This is a genomic window from Pseudomonas sp. IT-P395 (genome assembly GCF_949767675.1).
Lineage (GTDB): Bacteria > Pseudomonadota > Gammaproteobacteria > Pseudomonadales > Pseudomonadaceae > Aquipseudomonas.
Genome location: NZ_CATKPW010000022.1, coordinates 363,796 through 384,948, shown reverse-complemented (window position 1 = coordinate 384,948; position 21,153 = coordinate 363,796). Strand labels below are relative to the sequence as shown.

General features: G+C 60.0%; 17 protein-coding genes and 1 pseudogene. 6 read left to right on the top strand and 12 right to left on the bottom strand.

Going from position 1 to position 21,153, the window contains the following annotated elements; genetic code table 11:
• Positions 1-220: 220 nt before the first annotated feature.
• A pseudogene (locus ACM6IN_RS16995) lies at positions 221-868 on the top strand (ATP-binding protein); the annotation flags it as partial.
• On the opposite strand, the gene ACM6IN_RS16990 reads toward ACM6IN_RS16995, so the two are convergent.
• The 3 genes from ACM6IN_RS16990 to ACM6IN_RS16980 form a co-directional block, all read right to left on the bottom strand.
• Positions 865-2,079 carry an aldose 1-epimerase family protein gene (locus ACM6IN_RS16990; RefSeq protein ID WP_414916399.1) on the bottom strand — a complete coding sequence of 405 codons (1,215 nt, stop codon included), beginning with the start codon at positions 2,077-2,079 and terminating at the stop codon, positions 865-867. The pseudogene ACM6IN_RS16995 and the gene ACM6IN_RS16990 sit on opposite strands and share 4 nt — an antisense overlap.
• 219 nt (positions 2,080-2,298) lie before the next feature.
• On the bottom strand, positions 2,299-4,275 hold the full coding sequence (locus tag ACM6IN_RS16985) for a methyl-accepting chemotaxis protein (protein ID WP_007920409.1): 1,977 nt from the start codon (positions 4,273-4,275) through the stop codon (positions 2,299-2,301).
• Positions 4,276-4,457: 182 nt separating this feature from the next.
• Positions 4,458-5,378, bottom strand: coding sequence for a LysR substrate-binding domain-containing protein (locus ACM6IN_RS16980; RefSeq protein ID WP_123376115.1), 921 nt, complete (start codon positions 5,376-5,378; stop codon positions 4,458-4,460).
• A 159-nt stretch (positions 5,379-5,537) separates the two neighbouring features.
• Here ACM6IN_RS16980 and ACM6IN_RS16975 point away from each other — a divergent pair, with 159 nt between their 5' ends.
• Entirely contained in the window at positions 5,538-6,935 is a 1,398-nt protein-coding gene (locus ACM6IN_RS16975; protein ID WP_414916398.1) for a NorM family multidrug efflux MATE transporter, read from the top strand.
• A gap of 108 nt (positions 6,936-7,043) precedes the next feature.
• Here ACM6IN_RS16975 and ACM6IN_RS16970 read toward each other — a convergent pair whose 3' ends face one another.
• A complete protein-coding gene (locus ACM6IN_RS16970) occupies positions 7,044-8,717 on the bottom strand; it encodes a putative bifunctional diguanylate cyclase/phosphodiesterase (protein WP_414916397.1) in 1,674 nt (557 codons plus the stop codon).
• Between the two features lie 262 nt (positions 8,718-8,979).
• Here ACM6IN_RS16970 and rep point away from each other — a divergent pair, with 262 nt between their 5' ends.
• Both rep and ACM6IN_RS16960 read left to right on the top strand, forming a co-directional pair.
• The gene (rep, locus tag ACM6IN_RS16965; RefSeq protein ID WP_007920400.1) at positions 8,980-10,989 is read left to right on the top strand and encodes a DNA helicase Rep; all 2,010 of its coding nucleotides are present in this window, start codon (positions 8,980-8,982) and stop codon (positions 10,987-10,989) included.
• A 59-nt stretch (positions 10,990-11,048) separates the two neighbouring features.
• Complete coding sequence (locus ACM6IN_RS16960; RefSeq protein WP_007920398.1) at positions 11,049-11,621, top strand: xanthine phosphoribosyltransferase; 573 nt, start codon at positions 11,049-11,051, stop codon at positions 11,619-11,621.
• A gap of 128 nt (positions 11,622-11,749) precedes the next feature.
• Here ACM6IN_RS16960 and ACM6IN_RS16955 read toward each other — a convergent pair whose 3' ends face one another.
• The 6 genes from ACM6IN_RS16955 to dadA all read right to left on the bottom strand — a co-directional run bounded on the left by ACM6IN_RS16955 (position 11,750) and on the right by dadA (position 18,070).
• Positions 11,750-13,672: an acetyl-CoA hydrolase/transferase C-terminal domain-containing protein gene (locus ACM6IN_RS16955; protein ID WP_414916396.1), complete on the bottom strand. Its 1,923-nt coding sequence runs from the start codon at positions 13,670-13,672 to the stop codon at positions 11,750-11,752.
• Between the two features lie 364 nt (positions 13,673-14,036).
• A complete protein-coding gene (locus tag ACM6IN_RS16950; protein ID WP_414916488.1) occupies positions 14,037-14,453 on the bottom strand; it encodes a c-type cytochrome in 417 nt (138 codons plus the stop codon).
• A 181-nt stretch (positions 14,454-14,634) separates the two neighbouring features.
• Positions 14,635-15,183, bottom strand: a complete 549-nt coding sequence (locus tag ACM6IN_RS16945; protein ID WP_007920393.1) for a cupin domain-containing protein — start codon at positions 15,181-15,183, stop codon at positions 14,635-14,637.
• Between the two features lie 88 nt (positions 15,184-15,271).
• Entirely contained in the window at positions 15,272-16,345 is a 1,074-nt protein-coding gene (alr, locus tag ACM6IN_RS16940; RefSeq protein ID WP_007920392.1) for an alanine racemase, read from the bottom strand.
• 95 nt (positions 16,346-16,440) lie between these two features.
• On the bottom strand, positions 16,441-16,794 hold the full coding sequence (locus ACM6IN_RS16935; RefSeq protein WP_007920391.1) for a RidA family protein: 354 nt from the start codon (positions 16,792-16,794) through the stop codon (positions 16,441-16,443).
• The gene (gene dadA / locus ACM6IN_RS16930; RefSeq protein WP_414916395.1) at positions 16,766-18,070 is read right to left on the bottom strand and encodes a D-amino acid dehydrogenase; all 1,305 of its coding nucleotides are present in this window, start codon (positions 18,068-18,070) and stop codon (positions 16,766-16,768) included. Before dadA ends, ACM6IN_RS16935 begins: the two co-directional genes overlap by 29 nt.
• A 154-nt stretch (positions 18,071-18,224) precedes the next feature.
• On the opposite strand from dadA, the gene ACM6IN_RS16925 reads away from it, so the two are divergent.
• Complete coding sequence (locus ACM6IN_RS16925) at positions 18,225-18,713, top strand: Lrp/AsnC ligand binding domain-containing protein (protein WP_003177284.1); 489 nt, start codon at positions 18,225-18,227, stop codon at positions 18,711-18,713.
• 136 nt (positions 18,714-18,849) lie between these two features.
• Here ACM6IN_RS16925 and ACM6IN_RS16920 read toward each other — a convergent pair whose 3' ends face one another.
• A complete protein-coding gene (locus ACM6IN_RS16920; protein ID WP_007920389.1) occupies positions 18,850-19,203 on the bottom strand; it encodes a YkgJ family cysteine cluster protein in 354 nt (117 codons plus the stop codon).
• Between the two features lie 148 nt (positions 19,204-19,351).
• Between ACM6IN_RS16920 and ACM6IN_RS16915 the strand changes: the two genes are divergently transcribed.
• Positions 19,352-20,662, top strand: coding sequence for an NAD(P)/FAD-dependent oxidoreductase (locus ACM6IN_RS16915; protein WP_414894565.1), 1,311 nt, complete (start codon positions 19,352-19,354; stop codon positions 20,660-20,662).
• Positions 20,663-20,776: 114 nt separating this feature from the next.
• Here ACM6IN_RS16915 and ACM6IN_RS16910 read toward each other — a convergent pair whose 3' ends face one another.
• Complete coding sequence (locus ACM6IN_RS16910; RefSeq protein ID WP_007920387.1) at positions 20,777-21,019, bottom strand: DUF1127 domain-containing protein; 243 nt, start codon at positions 21,017-21,019, stop codon at positions 20,777-20,779.
• Between the last annotated feature and the right edge of the window lie 134 nt (positions 21,020-21,153).

Here is a 21,153-nt window from a genome sequence, read left to right as displayed (position 1 = left end):
GAATCCCGCCCGCACCTCGAAATGGCATAACACCCGAGACACTGCGTCTCGTAGGTTTGATACGTCGAACCTGTTTAGGCTGGTCGCAGCTATTTGTAGACATTCTCAATCCTGTCGCAGTTATTTCGGAAATTATTCGCAGCAATTTCAGTAGAGAGAGACGGTGTTATGAGGCCTCTAGCCTAGTCCTTTCGCAGCTATTTCGAAAGCCGACAGCAGCTCGAAACCGCAACCCGGCGAGATTACCCTCGCCCACCATGGCGTGCTGTTTCTCGATGAACTGCCGGAGTTTGATCGCAAGGTGCTGGAGGTGCTGCGCGAGCCGCTGGAGTCCGGGCATATCGTGATTGCCCGGGCCAAGGATCGCGTGCGTTTCCCGGCGCGATTTCAGTTGGTGGCGGCGATGAACCCGTGTCCCTGTGGATATCTTGGCGAGCCGAGTGGCAAATGTTCCTGCACGCCGGACATGGTGCAGCGCTATCGCAACAAGCTATCGGGGCCGTTGCTCGATCGGATTGATCTGCACCTGACGGTGGCGCGGGAAGCGACGGCGTTGAACCCGCAGGTAAAGCCGGGAGAAGACAGCGCCAGCGCTGCGGCGTTGGTGGCCGAGGCTCGCGAACGACAGCAGAAGCGTCAGGGCTGTGCCAATGCGTTTCTCGATCTGCCGGGATTGAAGCGGCACTGCAAGTTATCCACAGCCGATGAGAAGTGGCTGGAATCAGCCTGTGAACGGCTGACGCTATCGCTACGCTCAGCGCATCGCCTACTCAAAGTCGCCCGGACACTGGCCGACCTTGAGCAAGTCGATGCAATCAAACGCGAACACTTGGCTGAGGCACTGCAATACCGGCCGGCAATTCCTTAATGCTCGGTCAGATCCACCAGCGGCGTCTGCCGCACTTCGGTGTCGCGCCCGGCCTGAATCTCGGTCACGCGCTTCAACGCGTTATCCACAGCCCCCTTGTCCGCAAGCAGGCTGTAGCTGATCTGGAACTGTTTGTGTTCCTTGGGTGCAATGGTCGGCACCAGATTCAGCGGACGCTGATAGCGACGGTTGTAGGAAAAACTGGTGCCCGGCTCCAGCCCGGTGACATAGCCCTGCCCTTGGGTATCAGTGTTTTTCCACAGAGAGAACACCGGCAACTGCTGGGTATTGAAGCCAACAGAAACACCGAGGCTGCCGGCCTTATTGTGCAAAACAGTCAGGGTTTCGCCTTTGGCATCAGCATAGGGCACGACGTTGTAGACGGTTTCGTCGTAGTCCCTGGTCGGCGCGCGATAGGTCTGCCAGTCGGCCAGGTCGCCCTTGGCCTTGTCGTTGAACGGCGACACCTGTTTTACCGGCGCAGCAAATCGTGCGCCTTGCTCGAGGAACGGCGTACTGAAGTTGCTGTGATACAGCGCCTGGTATTCCTTCGGATAATCGCCGTTGTTGGTCAGCGTATCGTTGAGTGCAAAGCGCACGCTGCCAGGTTCGGTGACCAGTTCAGTAACGACCGAGAAGTCGACCTTCTTGAAGGCTTGCTCTTTCAGCTCGCCACGCAGGCTGATGGCGTAGGGGGGCTTTTCGTCGATGTGCAGCGTGACGGTACTGGCCGGAATGTTGGCAGCGCGTCCGTGCAGGGTCAGCAGTTCGCCATTGTCCATGCCGGGATGGCCGACCCATTCGTACCCGCAGCGGGTCACCAGCTCGTTGAAACCTTCCAGCCAGCCAAGCCCACCGCGTCCGTTAAGTTCGATGAAGGCCGGGTTGACCACTTCCTTGACCGGCGAATCCCAACCCATGCGCACGTTGCCGACAGAGGCCTGCAAGACATTCATGCCGCGGGTCGGCACCACCGAGAGTTTCATTGTGCCGTTATCGATATCGACGATGCTGACACCTTCCTGCCGGCCACCGTGCAAGGTACGCAGGGTTACGGAGAAGGGTTTGTCGGTTTTCACGCCGAGCTGCGCACTGGTGATGGTCCAGTTTTGCGCGGGTTTGTTGGCATCGAGAAGAACGTAATCCCAAGCCATGGCGTGGGAAGCAGCAGAGAGTGCGCCGAGAGCGACGGCGAGTTTGAGCGGGGTCATGGCAGCAGCCTTTATTGGAGTTGTGCCATTTTTATAGCGCTGCGGAAACGTTTCAGCAAGTATGAAAGAGAAAGAGCCCGAGTGTTTTACCCAGGATTGGCAGTGAGGCGATCGCGAGCAGGCTCACTCCTACAGGGATCTTCAGTGACCACAAAAATTGCGACCAACCGATATACCTGTAGGAGTGAGCCTGCTCGCGATAGCGATTTCAGCCACCTATCAACGGAAGCGATCAACCTCGGAACGCAAGTCCGCCGCCAGCTTCTCAAGCTCCTTGGCGGTAACAGCCAGGTTCGACACAACCTCACGCTGCTCACTGTTGGCCAGTGCAATGCTCTGCAAATTGCTGCTCAACAACGTCGCGGTGCTGCTCTGCTCCTGAGTCGCCGTGGTAATCGCGGCAAACTGCTGCCCCGCCGAACGGCTCTGTTCATCGATTCGCGCCAGCGCCGACGCCACGTTGGCGTTGCGCGACAAGCCTTCCTGCATCAGCACATTGCCCTGCTCCATGGTGCTGATCGCGTTACCGGTTTCCTGCTGGATGCTGTGGATCATGCTGGAAATTTCATCCGTCGCCTGACGGGTGCGCGAGGCCAGGCTGCGCACCTCATCGGCCACCACAGCAAAGCCACGACCCTGCTCACCAGCACGGGCAGCTTCGATTGCTGCGTTAAGTGCCAGAAGGTTGGTCTGCTCAGCGATCGAGGTGATCACACCTACAATGCCGCCAATTTCCTGCGAACGCTGACCGAGGGTGTTGATCACGGTGGCGGTGCTGTTCAGGGCGCCAGCGATTTGCTCCAGCGAGGACGACGCTTCTTCCATCGAGCTGCGACCAATCTGCGTTTGCTGGGCATTTTCCTGCGCCAGACGCTGGGTCGCGCCCATGTTGTCGGCGATGTTCAACGACGTCGCACTGAACTCTTCCACCGCGCCGGCCATGCTGGTGATTTCGCCAGATTGTTGCTCCATGCCTTCATAGGCACCGCCGGACAAACCGGACAGGGCCTGGGCACGGCTGTTGACCTCTTCCGAAGAGCGGCGGATGTGCTCGACCATGGTCGACAGCGCCTGGCTCATCTGGTTGAACGCGCGGGACAGCTGACCGATTTCGTCGTTGCTCGATACGTTCAGGCGCACGCTCAGATCACCGGCGCCCAAGGCCTCGGCCTGACGCACCAGATCCCCCAGAGGCGCCAGTTTGCTGCGCAGCAGCCAGACCACAGATCCGACCGCCAGCAGCATCGCCAACAGACTGCCAATGGCCAGTTGCGTACCCACGCTCCAGGTCACCGCGCGGATCTCAGCTTTCGGCATGCTCGCCACGACCGACCATGGTCCGCCATCGAACGGCACGGCAATGCTGTAGAAATCTTCCGAGGTGTCGCTCCAGAACTCACCCTTGCCCGGCTTTGCAGCCAAACCTTTGATCACCGGAACGGCTTGATCCAGCGCCTGCACCCCCGCTGGCGCGACCAGCCATTTGTTTTGCTCGTCGAGCAACGCCAGCGAACCGCTCTGGCCAATGCGGAAGCGCTTGAGGTTATCGAACTGGATGTTCTGCGCGTCGGTGTAATCGAAGCCGACGAACAGCACCGCAATCACCTTGCCGCTGCCATCACGCACCGGGGTGTATTGGGTCATGTAGGAGCGATCGAACAGCAAGGCGCGACCGACGTAACCCTGCCCCGCCATCAACTTCGCGTAGGCCGGGTGCGCGTGATCGAGCAAGGTGCCGATGGCACGGGTGCCATCCTGTTTGGTCAGCGAAGTGCTGACGCGGATGAAGTCTTCGCCGCTGCGCACGAACAGGGTGGCGACGCCGGCGGTCATCTGCTTGAACTCGTCGACTTCCTTGAAGTTGTTGTTCAGCACTTCGCTGCCCAGATGCAGACCCGGGGTCTGGGTGCCGGCAACATTCACCGGCTCACTCGGGTGAATGCTCAGACCTGCGCTGAAACGCTTCTCGAACAGCCCGCTCAGGCGCTGGGTGCTTTCACGCAGCGTGCCGTGGAAGGTGCTCAGTTGGTCGGCCAGCAGCCGCGCCTCACTGGCCAGATGCTCTTCACGGGTGGCGAGGTTGGCGGAGTCCAGCGAACGCAAGGCGAACACCGTACTGCCACTGATAACTATCGCCAGTATCACGGCGAGGGCGAGGCCTAACTGTGAGGCGATCCGAGCGCGAGGTTGAGACATGACAGCTCCTGGCCGAACTTTCCGATCCTCCTTGATCGCAGCTCGGATAATTTTTAATAGTGGGGGTGAATCGTGGATACCGGCACGACGGTTCCACATGCACGTATTCGGCGGTAAAGCGGAATACTTGAGCGAGCAGCAGGGTTATGGCACAAGGCCGGCATTGTGGCGGCTCGAACGTTTCAGCTCAAGCGAGTTACAGCCGGAAGGTCCATGGCGCGGACTTCGCCTTGCAGGAAGTCGCTGAGACGGCGCAAACGTTCACCTCCCGGACGGGTTTTTGGCCACACGAGGTAATAATTCAGTCCGCTGGCGACGGCGGTCGGCCACGGCAGGCTCAGCCGTCCTTGCGCGACATCTTCGGCGACCATCAACAGATCGCCCATCGACACTCCGTAGCCGCGTGCCGCCGCGATCATGCCAAGCTCCAGTGTGTCGAACACTTGCCCACCCTTCAGCGACACCTGATCGGACAGCCCCATGTGTTCCAGCCAACTGCGCCAGTCACGACGATCCGGCGTCGGATGGAGCAGTTCAGTGGACGCCAGCCGGGCCAGATCCCACGGTTGATCGTTGAGCAGGTTCGGCGCCCCCACCGGAATCAACTCTTCGGGAAACAACAGGCTGGCCTCCCAGTCCGGCGGAAAATGGCCGTCGCTCAGCAACACCGCGCAATCGAACGGCTCATCGTTGAAGTCCACCGAATCGACATCCATCCACGCACTGGTCAGTTGCACTTCGTTGCCCGGCTGCAAATGGCGGAAACGACTCAGACGCGCGAGCAACCAGCGCATGGTCAGGGTCGACGGGGCTTTCATACGCAGGATGTCGTCTTCGGCGCGCAAGGTATTACAGGCACGTTCCAATGCCGCGAAACCTTCACGGATGCCAGGCAACAGCAAACGCGCCGACTCGGTCAACTGCAGATGGCGACCGCTGCGGTGAAACAACTTGCAGGCAAAGTGATCTTCGAGCGTGCGAATGTGCCGGCTCACCGCACTCTGGGTGATCGACAACTCCTCGGCCGCACGCGTGAACGAGCTGTGCCGTGCTGCAGCTTCGAATGCGCGCAGGGCATACAACGGAGGAAGTCGACGGGACATACATAAGGCTCCAGCAGCGGGATGCAGTAAAACGGACAGAATCACATCAGGATGAGTTTTACTCATGCCACCCATCCTTTTTATCCCTTTGTGCAACGCCTGCCAAGCGCCGAGAATCGACGCTCTCCTGTTCCCTCTGAAAATCGAGTGGTGATGACCATGCAGCATCCTGTGCGTACCGAACTCTGGGCCATTCTGCGGCTGGCAGGGCCGTTGATTGCTTCACAGTTGGCGCACATGTTGATGGTGCTGACTGACACATTGATGATGGCGCGCCTGAGTCCGGAAGCGCTCGCGGGCGGCGGTCTCGGTGCAGCGACTTACTCCTTCGTGTCGATTTTCTGCATCGGTGTGATTGCGGCAGTCGGCACGCTGGTGGCGATCCGCAAGGGCGCCGGTGACATCATCGGCGCTGCACGGCTGACTCAGGCCGGGTTGTGGCTGGCGTGGCTGATGGCGCTGGGCGCCGGGTTGCTGCTGTGGAACCTGAAACCGGTGTTGCTGCTGTTCGGCCAGACCGAAACCAACGTCAATGCCGCCGGACAATTCCTGATCGCCCTGCCCTTCGCTCTGCCCGGCTACCTGAGCTTCATGGCCCTGCGCGGTTTCACCAGTGCAATCGGCCGGGCGACACCGGTGATGGTCATCAGCCTGGCCGGCACGGTGGCGAATTTCCTGCTCAATTACGCGCTGATCACCGGCATGTTCGGCCTGCCAAAAATGGGCCTGACGGGGATCGGCCTGGTCACGGCAATTGTTGCCAACTGCATGGCGTTGGCGCTGGCCTGGCACATCCGTCGGCATCCGGCGTACGACGCTTATCCGCTGCGCGCGGGTCTGTCGCGGCCGAATCGACAGTACCTGAAAGAGTTGTGGCGCCTTGGCCTGCCAATCGGCGGCACGTATGCGGTGGAAGTTGGATTATTTGCCTTCGCCGCACTGTGCATGGGCACGATGGGCAGCACGCAGTTGGGTGCGCACCAGATTGCTCTGCAAATCGTCTCGGTGGCGTTCATGGTGCCGGCGGGCATGTCGTACGCGATCACCATGCGCGTCGGTCAGCATTACGGTGCCGGGCAATTGAGCGATGCGCGGATGTCCGGACGGGTCGGGATCGTCTTTGGCGCCGTGGTGATGCTGGGTTTCGCCATGGTGTTCTGGCTGTTGCCGAACCAGTTGGTGGGGCTGTTCCTCGATCACAATGATCCGGCGTTTGCCGAGGTGATTCGCTTGGCGGTGAGCCTGCTGGCAGTGGCGGCGTGGTTTGAACTGTTCGACGGCACGCAGACGATTGCCATGGGCTGCATTCGCGGGCTCAAGGATGCAAAGACCACGTTTCTGGTCGGGCTCGGCTGCTATTGGCTGATCGGCGCGCCGGCGGCGTGGTGGATGGCGTTCCACTTGAACTGGGGGCCGACGGGCGTCTGGTGGGGCTTGGCGCTGGGCCTGGCGTGTGCAGCGGTGAGTCTGACGCTGGCGTTTGAATGGAAGATGAAGCGGATGATTCGGCTGGAGCCTGCGTCATCCAGGCCATTCACAGTCCCGCAGACTGACTGAGATCCCTTGTAGGAGTGAGCCTGCTCGCGATAGCGGTGTGTCAGATAATGATGAGTTGTCTGACACTCCGCTATCGCGAGCAGGCGAAGGCCTACAGGGGTTATGTGTTCAGCTCACGATTTCGAGGGCTGGCTGTTGGCTTGAGCCGTAGGTGAGATATTCAACCAGTTCCGCTAACGGCAACGGCCGGCTGATCAGATACCCCTGCACCTGATCGCAACCAAAGCCGCGCAGCAATTCCAGTTGCTCCGGAGTTTCCACCCCCTCCGCGACCACTTCCAGATGCAGGTTGTGCGCGAGATTGATCATCGCGTGCACCAGTTTGCGGTTCTCTTCGCGCTGCTCCATGCCACCGACAAAGCTCTTGTCGATCTTCAGCAAAGTGATCGGCAGGCTGTTGAGGTGCACGAACGAGGAAAACCCGGTGCCGAAGTCGTCCAGTGAGAAGCGCACACCGAGGCGGCCAAGGGCGTCCATGGTCTGCTTGACCAGATCGCTGCGGCGCATCACCGCCGTCTCCGTCAGTTCGAATTCCAGCCACTGCGCTTCAACACCGCGCTCAGCGATCAAGCGGCTGAGCGTCGGCAACAACTGACTGTCCTGAAACTGGCGGAACGACAGGTTGATCGCCATGTGCAGCGCCGGCAGACCACGTTCGCGCAACGCCTGTATATCGCGCAGAGCCCGGGAAATCACCCAATAACCCAACGGCACGATCAACCCGCTTTGCTCAGCCAGCGGCACGAATTCGCTCGGCGGCAGCAAACCACGTTCGCCATGGCGCCAGCGCACCAACGCTTCGAGGCCGACGATCTGACCATCCTCAAGATTCAGCCTTGGCTGGTAATGCAGCTCCAGTTCATCGCGACGCAAGGCCCGGCGCAGCTCGCTTTCGAGGTCGGCCATGCTCCGCGCGTTGCGGTTGATGCGTTCGTTGAAGATATGAAAAGTGCAGCCCTGCGTGCTTTTGGCCTGCTGCATGGCGATGTGCGCGTGCCACATCAGCGGATCGGCACCGCCCTGCGCACGGGCATGGGCGATGCCAAGACTGGAGCCGATCAGCAGGCTTTCGCCATCGACCCAATACGGTTCGGCGAGCGCTTCGGTGATGCGTTCAGCCATCCATTCGGCGCGTTGTGGCGCACGACGGGTGTCGATCAGCAGAGCGAATTCGTCGCTGCCCAATCGCGCCAGTTGATCACCCGCCTCCAGCTGACTTTTCAGCCGTGCGACAACCTGCAGGATCAAGCGATCGCCCGCCTGATGACCCAGCGCGTCGTTGGCGTGGCGGAAGTTGTCGAGATCGAGATGCCCGAGGGCCAGGCCGCGACCGTCGTTTTCCGCGAGGCGCGCGGCGAGCAAGGTCTGGAAACCCTGACGGTTGGCGATACCGGTCAGCGGATCCTGTTCGGCCAGGCGTTGCAGGGTGTTTTCGAGAACGCCGCGTTCGCGCACATGGCGCAGGCAACGGCGCAGCATGCCGGCGTCGAGGGCGTCGAACACCAGCCAGTCGCTGACGCCAACCGGTGCGGTGTCCGGTTCGTGTTCCAGCAGCAATACCGTCGGCAGGCTGCAACGGCCCGGTGCCGGTTGTAATGCCGGAAGGGTCAACAACACCGCATTGCGGTTGTCTTCGAACAGACTGCTGACCGAGTCCCAGCTCGGCGCGCTGATCAGCACCGCCGCGCTCCCCATCGGAGCCAGACACTCACGCAATAACGCTGTCCACGCTGGCTCTTCGGCCAGTAGCAGCAAACGCAAGGGTTCGACAGGCGTAGACAAGCTAGCTCCCTAGACTCTGCAAAGATGTGGGCGGGGCATTATGCCGTTGCGATGTTCAATGACCAAATGACAACGGTTATCAAAACGTTATTTTGTGTCACGAATGAGTACATTAGCCGCAAAATCACCGCGCATCCTCCGCGAAAGTAACAAAACCGGCAAATTTGAATCGCGTGGTACGTCACAAGTCGGAGAGAGCAGCACAATTCTCTGAGCCTGTTAAAATGCCGGCCCATTTCGTCAACGACTCCCGAATTTTCGTATGTCCCGACTCAATCCCCGGCAGCAAGAAGCCGTGAACTACGTCGGCGGCCCTCTATTGGTGCTCGCCGGTGCTGGCTCCGGCAAGACCAGCGTGATCACGCGCAAAATCGCGCACCTGATCCAGAACTGCGGCATCCGCGCCCAGTACATCGTCGCCATGACCTTTACCAACAAGGCCGCGCGCGAGATGAAAGAGCGGGTCGGCACCTTGCTGCGGGCCGGCGAAGGGCGTGGACTGACCGTCTGCACCTTCCACAACCTCGGTCTCAACATCATCCGCAAGGAACACGCGCGGCTGGGCTATAAACCCGGTTTCTCGATTTTCGACGAGACCGATGTGAAAGCCCTGATGACCGACATCATGCAGAAGGAATACGCGGGCGACGACGGCGTCGACGAGATCAAGAACATGATCGGCGCCTGGAAAAACGACCTGATCCTGCCGCCTCAGGCGCTGGAGAACGCGCGTAATCCCAAGGAACAGACTGCCGCGATCGTCTACACCCACTATCAGCGCACGCTGAAAGCGTTCAACGCGGTGGACTTCGACGACCTGATCCTGTTGCCGGTAAAGCTTTTCGAAGAACACGCCGACATTCTCGAAAAGTGGCAGAACAAGGTGCGCTACCTGCTGGTCGACGAATATCAGGACACCAACGCCAGCCAATACCTGCTGGTAAAAATGCTCATCGGCAAGCGCAACCAGTTCACCGTGGTAGGCGACGACGACCAGTCGATCTATGCCTGGCGCGGCGCGCGGCCGGAAAACCTGATGCTGCTCAAGGACGACTATCCGTCCTTGAAAGTGGTGATGCTCGAGCAGAACTATCGCTCGACGAGTCGCATCCTGCGCTGCGCCAACGTGCTGATCTCGAACAACCCGCACGAATTCGAAAAGCAGCTGTGGAGTGAGATGGGCCACGGCGACGAGATCCGCGTAATCCGCTGCCGCAACGAGGACGCCGAAGCCGAGCGCGTGGCCATGGAAATCCTCAGCCTGCACTTGCGCACCGACCGTCCGTACAGCGACTTCGCGATCCTTTATCGCGGTAACTATCAGGCCAAGCTGATCGAGCTGAAGTTGCAGCACCACCAGGTGCCGTATCGCCTGAGCGGCGGCAACAGCTTCTTCGGCCGTCAGGAAGTGAAAGACCTGATGGCCTACTTCCGCCTGATCGTCAACCCGGATGACGACAACGCCTTCCTGCGCGTGATCAACGTACCGCGCCGGGAAATCGGCTCGACCACTCTGGAAAAACTCGGCAACTACGCCACCGAACGCAAGATCTCGATGTACGCCGCCACCGACGAAATCGGTCTGGGCGAGCATCTGGACAGCCGTTTCACCGATCGCCTGTCGCGCTTCAAGCGCTTCATGGACAAAGTGCGCGAGCAGTGCGCCGGCGAAGACCCGATCTCGGCGCTGCGCAGCATGGTCATGGACATCGACTATGAGAACTGGCTGCGCACCAACAGCTCCAGCGACAAGGCGGCCGATTACCGGATGAGCAACGTCTGGTTCCTGATCGAGGCGTTGAAAAACACCCTCGAGAAGGACGAAGAAGGCGAAATGACCGTCGAGGACGCCATCGGCAAACTGGTCCTGCGCGACATGCTCGAACGTCAGCAGGAAGAGGAAGACGGCGCCGAAGGCGTGCAGATGATGACCCTGCATGCGTCCAAGGGTCTGGAATTCCCTTACGTGTTCATCATGGGCATGGAAGAGGAAATCCTCCCGCACCGTTCCAGCATCGAAGCCGACACCATCGAAGAAGAACGTCGCCTGGCCTACGTGGGCATCACCCGCGCGCGCCAGACCCTGGCCTTCACCTTTGCCGCCAAGCGCAAGCAGTACGGCGAGATCATCGACTGCGCGCCGAGCCGCTTCCTCGATGAGCTGCCGCCGGACGATCTGGCGTGGGAAGGCAACGACGACACACCGACCGAAGTCAAAGTCGTGCGTGGCAACAGCGCATTGGCTGATATACGCGCGATGTTAAAGCGCTAGAATTGACCACTTTTTTTACTAGACCTTCGGCGCACAAAGCGCCAAAAGAGGACAGCTTCATGGAAGCATTGCACCAGAAAATCCGCGAACAAGGCATTGTGCTTTCCGACCAGGTCCTGAAGGTCGACGCCTTCCTGAACCACCAGATCGACCCGGCCTTGATGAAGCTGATCGGCGACGAATTCGCCTCGCTGTTCAAGGATTCGGGCATCACCAAGATCGTCACCATCGAAGCCTCAGGGATAGCCCCGGCGATCATGACCGGTCTGAACCTCGGCGTGCCGGTGATCTTCGCCCGCAAGCAACAGTCCCTGACCCTGACGGAAAACCTGCTGTCGGCGACCGTTTACTCGTTCACCAAAAAGACCGAAAGCACGGTGGCCATCTCCCCGCGTCACCTGACCAGCAGCGACCGCGTGCTGATCATCGACGACTTCCTGGCCAACGGTAAGGCGTCGCAAGCGCTGATCTCGATCATCAAACAGGCCGGCGCGACCGTTGCTGGCCTGGGCATCGTCATCGAGAAGTCGTTCCAGGGCGGCCGCGCCGAGCTGGACTCGCAGGGCTACCGCGTTGAATCGCTGGCCCGCGTGAAATCGCTGAAGGATGGCGTCGTCACTTTCATCGAATAAAGCCACACCGCAGCCCCCCTGTAGGAGTGAGCCTGCTCGCGATAGCGTAGTGTCAGCTGATATCTTCGTCGGCTGATGCACCGCCATCGCGAGCAGGCTCACTCCTACAGTTGTTTTGGGTCCGGCAGTTATTGTGCGGTGGCTTTGAGGCCGGTGAGCAGCAGGCGTTGGAAGAGGTCTTCTTTCAGGCCTTCCGGGTTGGTGAGCTGCATGCGTTCGAGGTGTTCTGGGTATAGCGATGCCTCGGGGGCGTCGAGGGCGGCTTTGCCGAGTTCGAGGATTTCGGTGAGTTTGAATTTGCTCTTCAGCCAGTTCAGCGCACGCAGCAAATCCCGCTCGATCGCGGTGAAATCACAGCCCAGTGGATATTCTGGAAACAGGTTCGGATGCTGCGCGGCGATTGCCTGCAAACGCTGTGGCGTGTTGTCGGCAAAGCGTGGGTCGAGGCGGAAATCCTTTGGCAGCTTGCCGACTTTTTGCGCTTGCTCGATCAAGCCCTGCTGGAAGCGCGAGTCGCTGATGTTCAACAGCGATTCAATGACGACCGCGTCGGATTTACCACGCAGATCGGCAATGCCGTACTCGGTGACGACGATATCGCGCAGATGCCGTGGAATCGTGCAGTGGCCGTATTCCCAGACGATATTCGAACTGACGTCGCCACCGGATTCACGCCAGCTGCGCAGGATCAGAATCGAGCGCGCATCGTGCAGCGCGTGGCCCTGCGCCACAAAGTTGTATTGCCCGCCAACACCGCTGAGCACTCGTCCATCCTCCAGTTGATCTGCCACGCCAGCCCCAAGCAGGGTCATGGTGAACACGGTGTTGATGAATCGCGCATCCAGACGCTGCAAGCGCTTGAGCTCTTCCTGCCCGTACAGCTCGTTGATGTAGCTGATGCGGGTCATGTTGAATTCAAGGCGTTTGCTCTGCGGTAACTCGCGCAAGCGCTCGTAGAAACTGCGCGGGCCGAGGAAGAAGCCGCCGTGCACCGAGATGCCGTCAGTCTGCGCCGCCTCGTCGAGGGTGCCGGCGTTGGCCTGTTCCTGAGTCTGCACATCGGGATAGACCTTGCGCCGGATGATCCCGGCATCTGCCAGCACCAGCAAGCCGTTGACGAACATTTCGCTGCAACCGTACAAACCTTTGGCGAATGGCCCGGTGCCGCCCTCGCGGTCGATCAACTGCGCCCATTGGCTGAGGTTGATGTCGTCGAGCAACGCCTTGTAACCGGCGTTATCCGCCTGACGTGCAAGCAGCGCAGCAGTCAGCGCATCACCCATTGAGCCGATGCCGATCTGCAACGTACCGCCGTCGCGCACTAGCGTACTGGCGTGCAAGCCAATGAAATGATCTTGAAACCCCACCGGCATGTTCGGCGTGGAAAACAGCGTGCTGTTGTCCTTGGCGTCGATCAGCAGGTCGAACGTATCGATGTCGACTTCGGCATCGCCGGGCATGTACGGCAGATCGGTGTGCACCTGGCCGACCAGCAGGATCGTCTCCCCAGCTTCGCGACGCTTGGCGATCATCGGCAACAGGTCGAGGGTGATATCGGGGTTGCAGCTCAGGCTCAGACGGTCGGGGTGTTCGCTGCTGCTGGCTAATAACTGCGCTACCAGATTCAGCCCGGCGGCGTTGATGTCGCGAGCGGCGTGGCTGTAGTTGCTGCTGACGTAATCCTGCTGGGCCGGCGCGCTGTTGAGCAGGCTGCCGGGCTGCATGAAGAACTGTTCGATACGGATGTTGGCCGGCAGGCTGTCGCGATGCAGGTCGGCGAGGAAATCGAATTCCGGGTAATCACCGAAGACGCGCTCGACGAAGGGTTCGATGAAGCGCTTCTGCAATCCATCACCCAGCGCCGGGCGGCCGAGGCACAGCGCGGTGTAAATCGTCAGCTGCCGCTCGGGCAGCTCTTTGATTCGCCGGTACAGCGCGTTGACGAAGTGATTGGGTTTGCCCAGGCCTAGCGGCATGCCCATGTGGATGTGCGCCGGCAAGCGCGCCAGCACGTCGTCCACTGCCTGTTCGATCGAACACAACTGCACCATCTGAAGCCTCCTGCCCGTTCCGTGAATAGGGGTAGACCGAGATTGCCTTGAGTTTGCTGCAAAGAACAGCCCAAGGTCCTGGACGATTGTCGGCCACAGGGGTTGTTTATGGCTGGAGATTGTTTGCCCTCACCCTAGCCCTCTCCCGGAGGGAGAGGGGACTGATTCGGGGATGCTCGGCATCTACATCGACCTGAAAGAGCTGTACCGAATCCATAATCGCTAAGGTCTTTCAGGTCGATGGATAGCGAAAGACACCTCGGTCGGCTCCCTCTCCCTCCGGGAGAGGGCTGGGGTGAGGGGTTCTTGAATCGCGCCCACAAAAAAACCGTCCGAAGACGGTTTTTTTCGTCAGATGCACGCCTTATTTCAAGCCGGACATCTTCTGTATCGCGCCCTTCAGCTCGTCATCCGAGCAATCGGCGCAGGTGCCTTTCGGAGGCATCGCGTTCAGGCCGGTGATTGCTTTAGCCAGTAGACCATCAATGCCGCCTTGTTCTTTGGCGCGCTTACCCCAAGCATCGCCATCACCGATTTTCGGCGCGCCCAACAGGCCAGTGCCGTGGCAGGCGTTGCAATGTTTGGCAATCACTTCGTCCGGGGTTTTCGCCCCGCCACCGCCGCCTGCGGAAGCGGCAACTTCCATCCCTTTGCATTCCTGCCCCTGGACACACACCTGGCCGACCGGCTCGAGGCGTTTGGCAATGTCGTCATTCGTCGCAGCTTGAGCGCTGACAGCCCAGAGGGCCAGTACGGTTGCTGGTGCAGCCAGCATTTTCATAATTAGGTTCACGCGTTCACCCTCAATGGTGGCTATTCACGCCTGCGGCCACGGTTCGCAGGCGGGCGGAAGTATAGCGGGTAGCCCGTCACACTGAAACAACCCCATAGTCGAAGGGGTTATACCGCACGGTAGAAAAACGGTCCGGATGCCTTTGCCATCATGGCTCGGCACCTCTTTGTTAAAAATTCGCCGGCGTGGCTGCGCTGATTAGTCGCGCAGGCGCGTCGAACGGATTACGGAAACGATGCGGCTTGGTACTTTCAAAGTAGTAGCTGTCGCCGGCTTCGAGAATAAAAGTTTCCAGACCCACCACCAGTTCCAGACGACCTTCCACCAGAATCCCGGTTTCCTCGCCTTCATGGGTGAGCATTTCTTCGCCGGTATCGGCGCCCGGCGGGTAGATTTCATTGAGGAAGGCGATGGCGCGGCTGGGGTGCGCGCGGCCGACCAGTTTCATGGTCACGGCGCCGTCGGAAATGTCGATCAGCTCGTTGGCCTTGTAGACGATCTGGGTCGGGACTTCCTGCAGGATTTCTTCGGAAAAGAACTCGACCATGGACATGGGGATGCCGCCCAGTACCTTCCTCAGCGAACTGATCGAAGGACTGACGCTGTTCTTTTCGATCATCGAAATGGTGCTGTTGGTGACGCCCGCGCGTTTGGCGAGTTCACGCTGGGAAAGCCCTTTGAGCTTGCGGATCGATTGCAGTCGTTCACCGACGTCCAAGGCGGGAGCCTCCTGATGTTGTAAGAATATTGAGCGTTATCATGGCGACAGCGTTCAGTATTTACAACACTTGGCCCCCGCAGCGGCGTTAACCCTCGGAATAGAGCCTTGGCACTCGGCGCAGATTGCAAAAGATCTGGTACGGAATGGTGTCGGCCCACTGCGCCACTTCACTGGCGAGGATATTTTTGCCCCACAATTCGACGCTCGAACCGAGGTCGGCTTGCGGCACATCGGTCAGATCGATGCAGAGCATGTCCATCGACACGCGACCGAGAATGCGGCTGCGCTTGCCAGCCACCAAAACCGGCGTGCCGGTCGGCGCCTGACGCGGGTAGCCATCGGCGTAACCCATGGCGACCACGCCGATGCGCATCGGCTTGTCGGTGATGAATTTGGCGCCGTAGCCGATCGGCTCGCCGGCGGGCAGCTCACGCACACAGATGACTTTCGATTCGAGGGTCATCACCGGTTGCAGGCGCTCGGCCACGGCGTTGGCTTCTTCGAACGGGGTCGCGCCATAAAGCATGATGCCCGGGCGCACCCAATCGCTGTGAATCTGCGGCCAACCGAGCACAGCCGGCGAGTTGCGCAAGCTGACTTCCGCCGCCAGGCCCTGACGCGCCGCTTCAAACACCGCAACCTGCTCGGTGCTGCTCTGCGCGTGCAGTTCATCGGCGCGGGCGAAGTGGCTCATCAAGACGATTTTCGCCACTTTGCCGCTGGCCAGCAGCCGTTGATAGGCTGCCGGGTAATCCTTGGGATGCAGACCGACGCGGTGCATGCCCGAATCAAGCTTCAGCCACACGGTAATCGGCTTGCTCAGCGTCGCCTGCTCAATTGCTTCGAGCTGCCACAGCGAATGCACCACGGTCCAGAAATCATGCTCGACGATCAACGCCAGCTCATCGGCTTCGAAGATGCCTTCGAGCAACAACACCGGGGCCTTGATGCCGGCCGCGCGCAACTCCAGCGCTTCTTCGATGCAAGCGACGGCAAAACCGTCGGCCTCGGCTTCCAGCGCCTGCGCGCAACGCACCGCGCCATGGCCATAGGCATCGGCCTTGATCACCGCAAGCGCCTTGGCGCCGGTGACTTCGCGGGCAATTCGGTAGTTGTGGCGCAGGGCTTCTAGGTCGATCAGGGCACGGGCAGGACGCATGGCGGCAGACTTCTAGGCGGTCATGGGAAGAAAAACCGGCGCCGACTGACGACGTGAACCGCCAACAGCGCCGGGAGAGGGATCTTTACAACGGCTTACGGCAGCGCGGCGACGATAGAGATTTCTACCAGGATGCTCGGCTTGGCCATTTTCGCTTCGACGGTGGCACGGGCCGGGGCAGCACCTTTTGGCAGCCACTGGTCCCACACCGAGTTCATCCCGGCAAAGTGCGCCTCGATGTCGTTCAGGTAAATCGTCGCCGACAGCAGATGCTCTTTGTCGGTGCCAGCCAGATCGAGCAAGCGCTCGATATTGGCCAGTACCTCGCGGGTCTGCTGTTCAACCCCGGCGTCAAAGTCGTCGCCGACCTGCCCGGCCAGATACACGGTGCCGTTGTGGCTGACGATCTGACTCATGCGCTCATTGGTGAGCTGGCGCTGGATTGACATGTTTTGCGGACTCCTGGGTCTTGTTGCCGTAACGGGAAATATCGAGGCCTTCGGCGCTGATCTGCGGCTTTTTCTTTGCCATCAGGTCGGCCAGCAAACGACCGGAACCGCACGCCATGGTCCAACCGAGCGTGCCGTGACCGGTGTTGAGGAACAGGTTCTTGAACGGCGTGGCGCCAACGATCGGCGTGCCGTCCGGGGTGGTCGGACGCAGACCGGTCCAGAAACTCGCCTCGGCCAGATTACCGCCCTGAGGATAAAGGTCGTTGACGATCATCTCCAGGGTTTCGCGGCGGCGCGGGTTCAACGACAGGTCAAAACCGGCGATCTCGGCCATGCCGCCAACGCGGATGCGGTTGTCGAAACGGGTGATCGCGACCTTGTAGGTCTCGTCGAGAATAGTCGAGGTCGGAGCCATCGCCGGGTTGGTGATCGGCACGGTCAGCGAGTAACCCTTGAGCGGATACACCGGGGCCTTGATGCTCAGCGGCTTGAGCAATTGCGGCGAATAGCTGCCGAGCGCCAGCACGTAGCGGTCGGCGGTTTCCAGTTTGCCGTCGATCCACACGCCGTTGATGCGATCACCGGCGTAGTCGAGCTTCTGGATGTCCTGGCCGAAGCGGAATTCGACACCGAGTTTCACTGCCATTTCGGCGAGACGGGTGGTGAAGATCTGGCAGTCGCCAGTCTGGTCATTCGGCAGGCGCAGGGCGCCGGCGAGGATGTCAGTGACACCTGCCAGCGCTGGCTCGACGCGGGCAATGCCGGCGCGATCAAGGACTTCAAACGGCACGCCGGATTCTTTCAGCACGGCGATGTCTTTGGCGGCGTTATCCAGTTGCGCCTGGGTGCGGAACAATTGAGTGGTGCCGAGGCTGCGGCCTTCGTAGGCGATGCCGGTTTCGGCGCGCAATTCATCGAGGCAGTCGCGGCTGTACTCGGACAGACGCACCATGCGCTCCTTGTTCACCGCGTAACGGCTGGCGGTGCAGTTGCGCAGCATCTGCGCCATCCACAGGTACTGGTCGATGTCGGCAGTGGCCTTGATCGCGAGAGGGGCGTGGCGTTGCAGCAGCCACTTGATCGCCTTCAGCGGTACGCCCGGCGCGGCCCACGGCGAGGCGTAGCCCGGCGAGACCTGGCCGGCGTTGGCGAAACTGGTCTCCATGGCCGCAGCGGGCTGCCGGTCGACCACCACCACTTCAAACCCGGCACGGGCCAGATAGTAAGCACTGGCGGTACCGATGACGCCGCTACCCAAGACCATAACGCGCATTTTGTATCCCTCATCGCGGCTTTTCGCCGAGCTGTGTTGTTAGAGCAATGATGCGCGCAGTGTAAAAAAGAAATGCCAGTGCTTTTCACTATATAAGCGCCTATATTTGGCGACAATTCTCGGCAAAAACCCTTTTCACGGAGGCGCATCCCCTATGCGTACCAACACTCAGACCAAACGTGAGCTGGACAAGATCGACCGCAACATCTTGCGGATCCTGCAGGCGGACGGGCGGATTTCCTTTACCGAACTCGGGGAAAAGGTCGGCCTCTCCACCACGCCGTGCACCGAGCGGGTACGGCGTCTGGAGCGCGAAGGAATCATCATGGGCTATAACGCCCGGCTGAATCCGCAGCACTTGAAGGGTAGCTTGCTGGTGTTTGTCGAGATCAGCCTCGACTACAAATCCGGCGACACTTTCGAAGAGTTCCGCCGAGCGGTGCTGAAATTGCCGCACGTGCTGGAATGTCATTTGGTGTCAGGGGATTTCGACTATCTGGTGAAGGCGCGGATTTCCGAGATGGCCTCGTACCGCAAGCTGCTGGGCGACATTCTGTTGAAACTGCCGCATGTGCGCGAATCGAAGAGTTATATCGTGATGGAAGAGGTGAAGGAGAGCCTGAGCCTGCCGATTCCAGACTGAGCACCGCGACGATCGTTCCCGCGCTCTGCGTGGGAATGCCTCTTCGGACGCTCCGCGTTCGGCATTTGGGACGCAGAGCGTCCCGGGCTGCATTCCCACGCAGAGCGTGGGAATGATCATGAAAGGCTGCGATCTTTTAAACCAACACCTGCCGATTCGCCGTCATGTATTCGAATATCTGCTTCTCCACCCGCGGATGAATCAGCTCCACCGGCCGCCGCTCATTCGGGCAAGGCAAGGTTTTGGTCGTGCCAAACAAGCGGCAAATCAACGGCCGCTCCTCATACACCGTGCAGCCATTCGGCCCCAGATGCACACAGTTCAACTCCTCCATCGCCGCATCCTGCTCGGCGCGGGTCTTGCGCGGCAGGCGGGACATTTCTTCCGGCGAAGTGGTCACTGGCCCGCAGCAGTCGTGGCAGCCGGGCACGCACTCGAACGAGGGGATCTGCTGACGCAAGGTGCGGACTGTCTGGCTGTTGCAGCTCATCGAAACGGTAACCAAGGTGGAATAGGCGCCAATTGTGCCGCAAAAGCCCTGATCCAGACACCGCCGGCCGACCAGTGTTGCCCACGTTCGGGCGTGCGGCTTATGCTCCGTCAAATTTTCTCGACACCTTAGCCGTTGGATGACGCCCATGACTGCCCGCGCCCACTCCCCCGCGAGCCAACCCCACGTTGCCTCTTATTACGCCGCCAGCAGCTTGCCGCAGCCGGATCATCCTGCGCTGCAAGGTGAAATGGTGGCTGATGTCTGCGTGGTTGGTGGCGGTTTTTCCGGGTTGAACACGGCACTGGAACTGGCTGAACGCGGCCTCAGCGTGGTGCTACTGGAAGCACACAAGATCGGCTGGGGCGCCAGTGGCCGCAACGGCGGGCAGTTGATTCGCGGCGTCGGCCACGGCCTCGATCAGTTCACCAACGTCATCGGCGCCGACGGCGTGCGCGAGATGAAACTCATGGGCCTGGAAGCGGTGGAAATCGTTCGTCAGCGCGTCGAGCGTTTTCAGATTGCCTGTGACCTGACCTGGGGCTACTGCGACCTCGCCAACAAACCGTCCGACCTCGAAGGCTTTGCCGAAGACGCCGAAGAATTGCGTGGCCTTGGCTATCGCTACGAAACCCGCTTGCTGCAAGCCAACGATATGCACACGGTGGTCGGCTCCAAGCGCTATGTCGGCGGATTGATCGACATGGGTTCAGGACATCTGCATCCGCTGAATCTGGCGCTGGGTGAAGCGGCAGCGGCGCAGCAATTGGGCGTCAAACTGTTTGAACACTCCGCAGTGACGCGTATCGATTACGGCCCCGAAGTCAAAGTCCATACAGCCCACGGTTTGGTACGCGCGAAAACGCTGGTGCTCGGCTGCAATGCCTATCTCAATGATCTGAACCCGCAACTCAGCGGCAAAGTCCTGCCCGCCGGCAGCTACATCATCGCCACCGAACCGTTGAGCGAAGAACAGGCGCACAGCCTGCTGCCGCAGAACATGGCGGTCTGCGACCAACGTGTCGCGCTGGATTACTACCGGCTCTCGGCCGATCATCGTTTGCTGTTCGGCGGTGCCTGTCATTATTCGGGGCGGGATCCGAAGGATATCGGCGCCTACATGCAGCCGAAGATGCTCGAAGTATTCCCGCAATTGGCCGGGGTGAAGATCGATTATCAGTGGGGCGGGATGATCGGTATCGGCGCAAACCGTTTGCCGCAGATTGGCCGGCTCGCGGATCAGCCAAATGTGTATTACGCCCAGGCGTATTCCGGACACGGGGTGAATGCCACGCACCTGGCGGGCAAGTTGCTCGCCGAGGCGATCAGCGGCCAGCACAGCGGTGGCTTTGATCTGTTTGCCAAGGTGCCGCACATCACTTTCCCGGGCGGCAAGCATTTGCGCTCGCCGCTTTTGGCGTTGGGGATGTTGTGGCATCGAATGAAAGAGTTGGTCTGATTGATCGTTCCCACGCTCTGCGTGGGAATGCATCCAGTGACGCTCTGCGTCACAGCGGACGCGGAGCGTCCGGGGCGGCGTTCCCACGCAGAGCGTGGGAACGATCAGTGGTTATCAGATCCGCCAGAACGGCTTCAACCCCTCCTCCTGCGCCTGTTCACGCGTCAGCCCGATGTCCTTGAGCTGATCCGCCGTCAGCGCCAGCAACGCCTTTCGCGTGTGCAGACGATGCCAGAACAGATTCCAGCGACTCAGGCCGGATGGCGCGTTACGCATGAGATTGCGCGCGTTGTCCTTCTGCCCTGCCGCCAGTTCCTGACTGTGTAACGTCAGCCGCACATCGCTCAAGCCGTTCATTTTCGTTGCTCCTGTTTACTTGGGTAGCCAGAGATTCCATGATGCGCGGGCGAGCAAAACCGTTACAGATTCAAAGCAACTGTATTAACTCCATACAGATTTGCCGCCCTGAAGACTGAATTGTCGATTTCTGC

What these genes read in the sequence shown, in the direction of transcription:
- ACM6IN_RS16990 (WP_414916399.1), bottom strand. Translation starts at nt 2,079, where the DNA reads ATGACCCCGCTCAAACTCGCCGTCGCTCTCGGCGCACTCTCTGCTGCT.
- ACM6IN_RS16935 (WP_007920391.1), bottom strand. Translation starts at nt 16,794, where the DNA reads ATGTCAATCCAGCGCCAGCTCACCAATGAGCGCATGAGTCAGATCGTC.
- ACM6IN_RS16975 (WP_414916398.1), top strand. Translation starts at nt 5,538, where the DNA reads ATGCAGCATCCTGTGCGTACCGAACTCTGGGCCATTCTGCGGCTGGCA.
- ACM6IN_RS16980 (WP_123376115.1), bottom strand. Translation starts at nt 5,378, where the DNA reads ATGTCCCGTCGACTTCCTCCGTTGTATGCCCTGCGCGCATTCGAAGCT.
- ACM6IN_RS16910 (WP_007920387.1), bottom strand. Translation starts at nt 21,019, where the DNA reads ATGAACGGCTTGAGCGATGTGCGGCTGACGTTACACAGTCAGGAACTG.
- ACM6IN_RS16925 (WP_003177284.1), top strand. Translation starts at nt 18,225, where the DNA reads ATGCGTACCAACACTCAGACCAAACGTGAGCTGGACAAGATCGACCGC.
- ACM6IN_RS16955 (WP_414916396.1), bottom strand. Translation starts at nt 13,672, where the DNA reads ATGGTGCAGTTGTGTTCGATCGAACAGGCAGTGGACGACGTGCTGGCG.
- ACM6IN_RS16915 (WP_414894565.1), top strand. Translation starts at nt 19,352, where the DNA reads ATGACTGCCCGCGCCCACTCCCCCGCGAGCCAACCCCACGTTGCCTCT.
- rep (WP_007920400.1), top strand. Translation starts at nt 8,980, where the DNA reads ATGTCCCGACTCAATCCCCGGCAGCAAGAAGCCGTGAACTACGTCGGC.
- ACM6IN_RS16960 (WP_007920398.1), top strand. Translation starts at nt 11,049, where the DNA reads ATGGAAGCATTGCACCAGAAAATCCGCGAACAAGGCATTGTGCTTTCC.
- ACM6IN_RS16950 (WP_414916488.1), bottom strand. Translation starts at nt 14,453, where the DNA reads ATGAAAATGCTGGCTGCACCAGCAACCGTACTGGCCCTCTGGGCTGTC.
- alr (WP_007920392.1), bottom strand. Translation starts at nt 16,345, where the DNA reads ATGCGTCCTGCCCGTGCCCTGATCGACCTAGAAGCCCTGCGCCACAAC.
- ACM6IN_RS16985 (WP_007920409.1), bottom strand. Translation starts at nt 4,275, where the DNA reads ATGTCTCAACCTCGCGCTCGGATCGCCTCACAGTTAGGCCTCGCCCTC.
- ACM6IN_RS16920 (WP_007920389.1), bottom strand. Translation starts at nt 19,203, where the DNA reads ATGAGCTGCAACAGCCAGACAGTCCGCACCTTGCGTCAGCAGATCCCC.
- dadA (WP_414916395.1), bottom strand. Translation starts at nt 18,070, where the DNA reads ATGCGCGTTATGGTCTTGGGTAGCGGCGTCATCGGTACCGCCAGTGCT.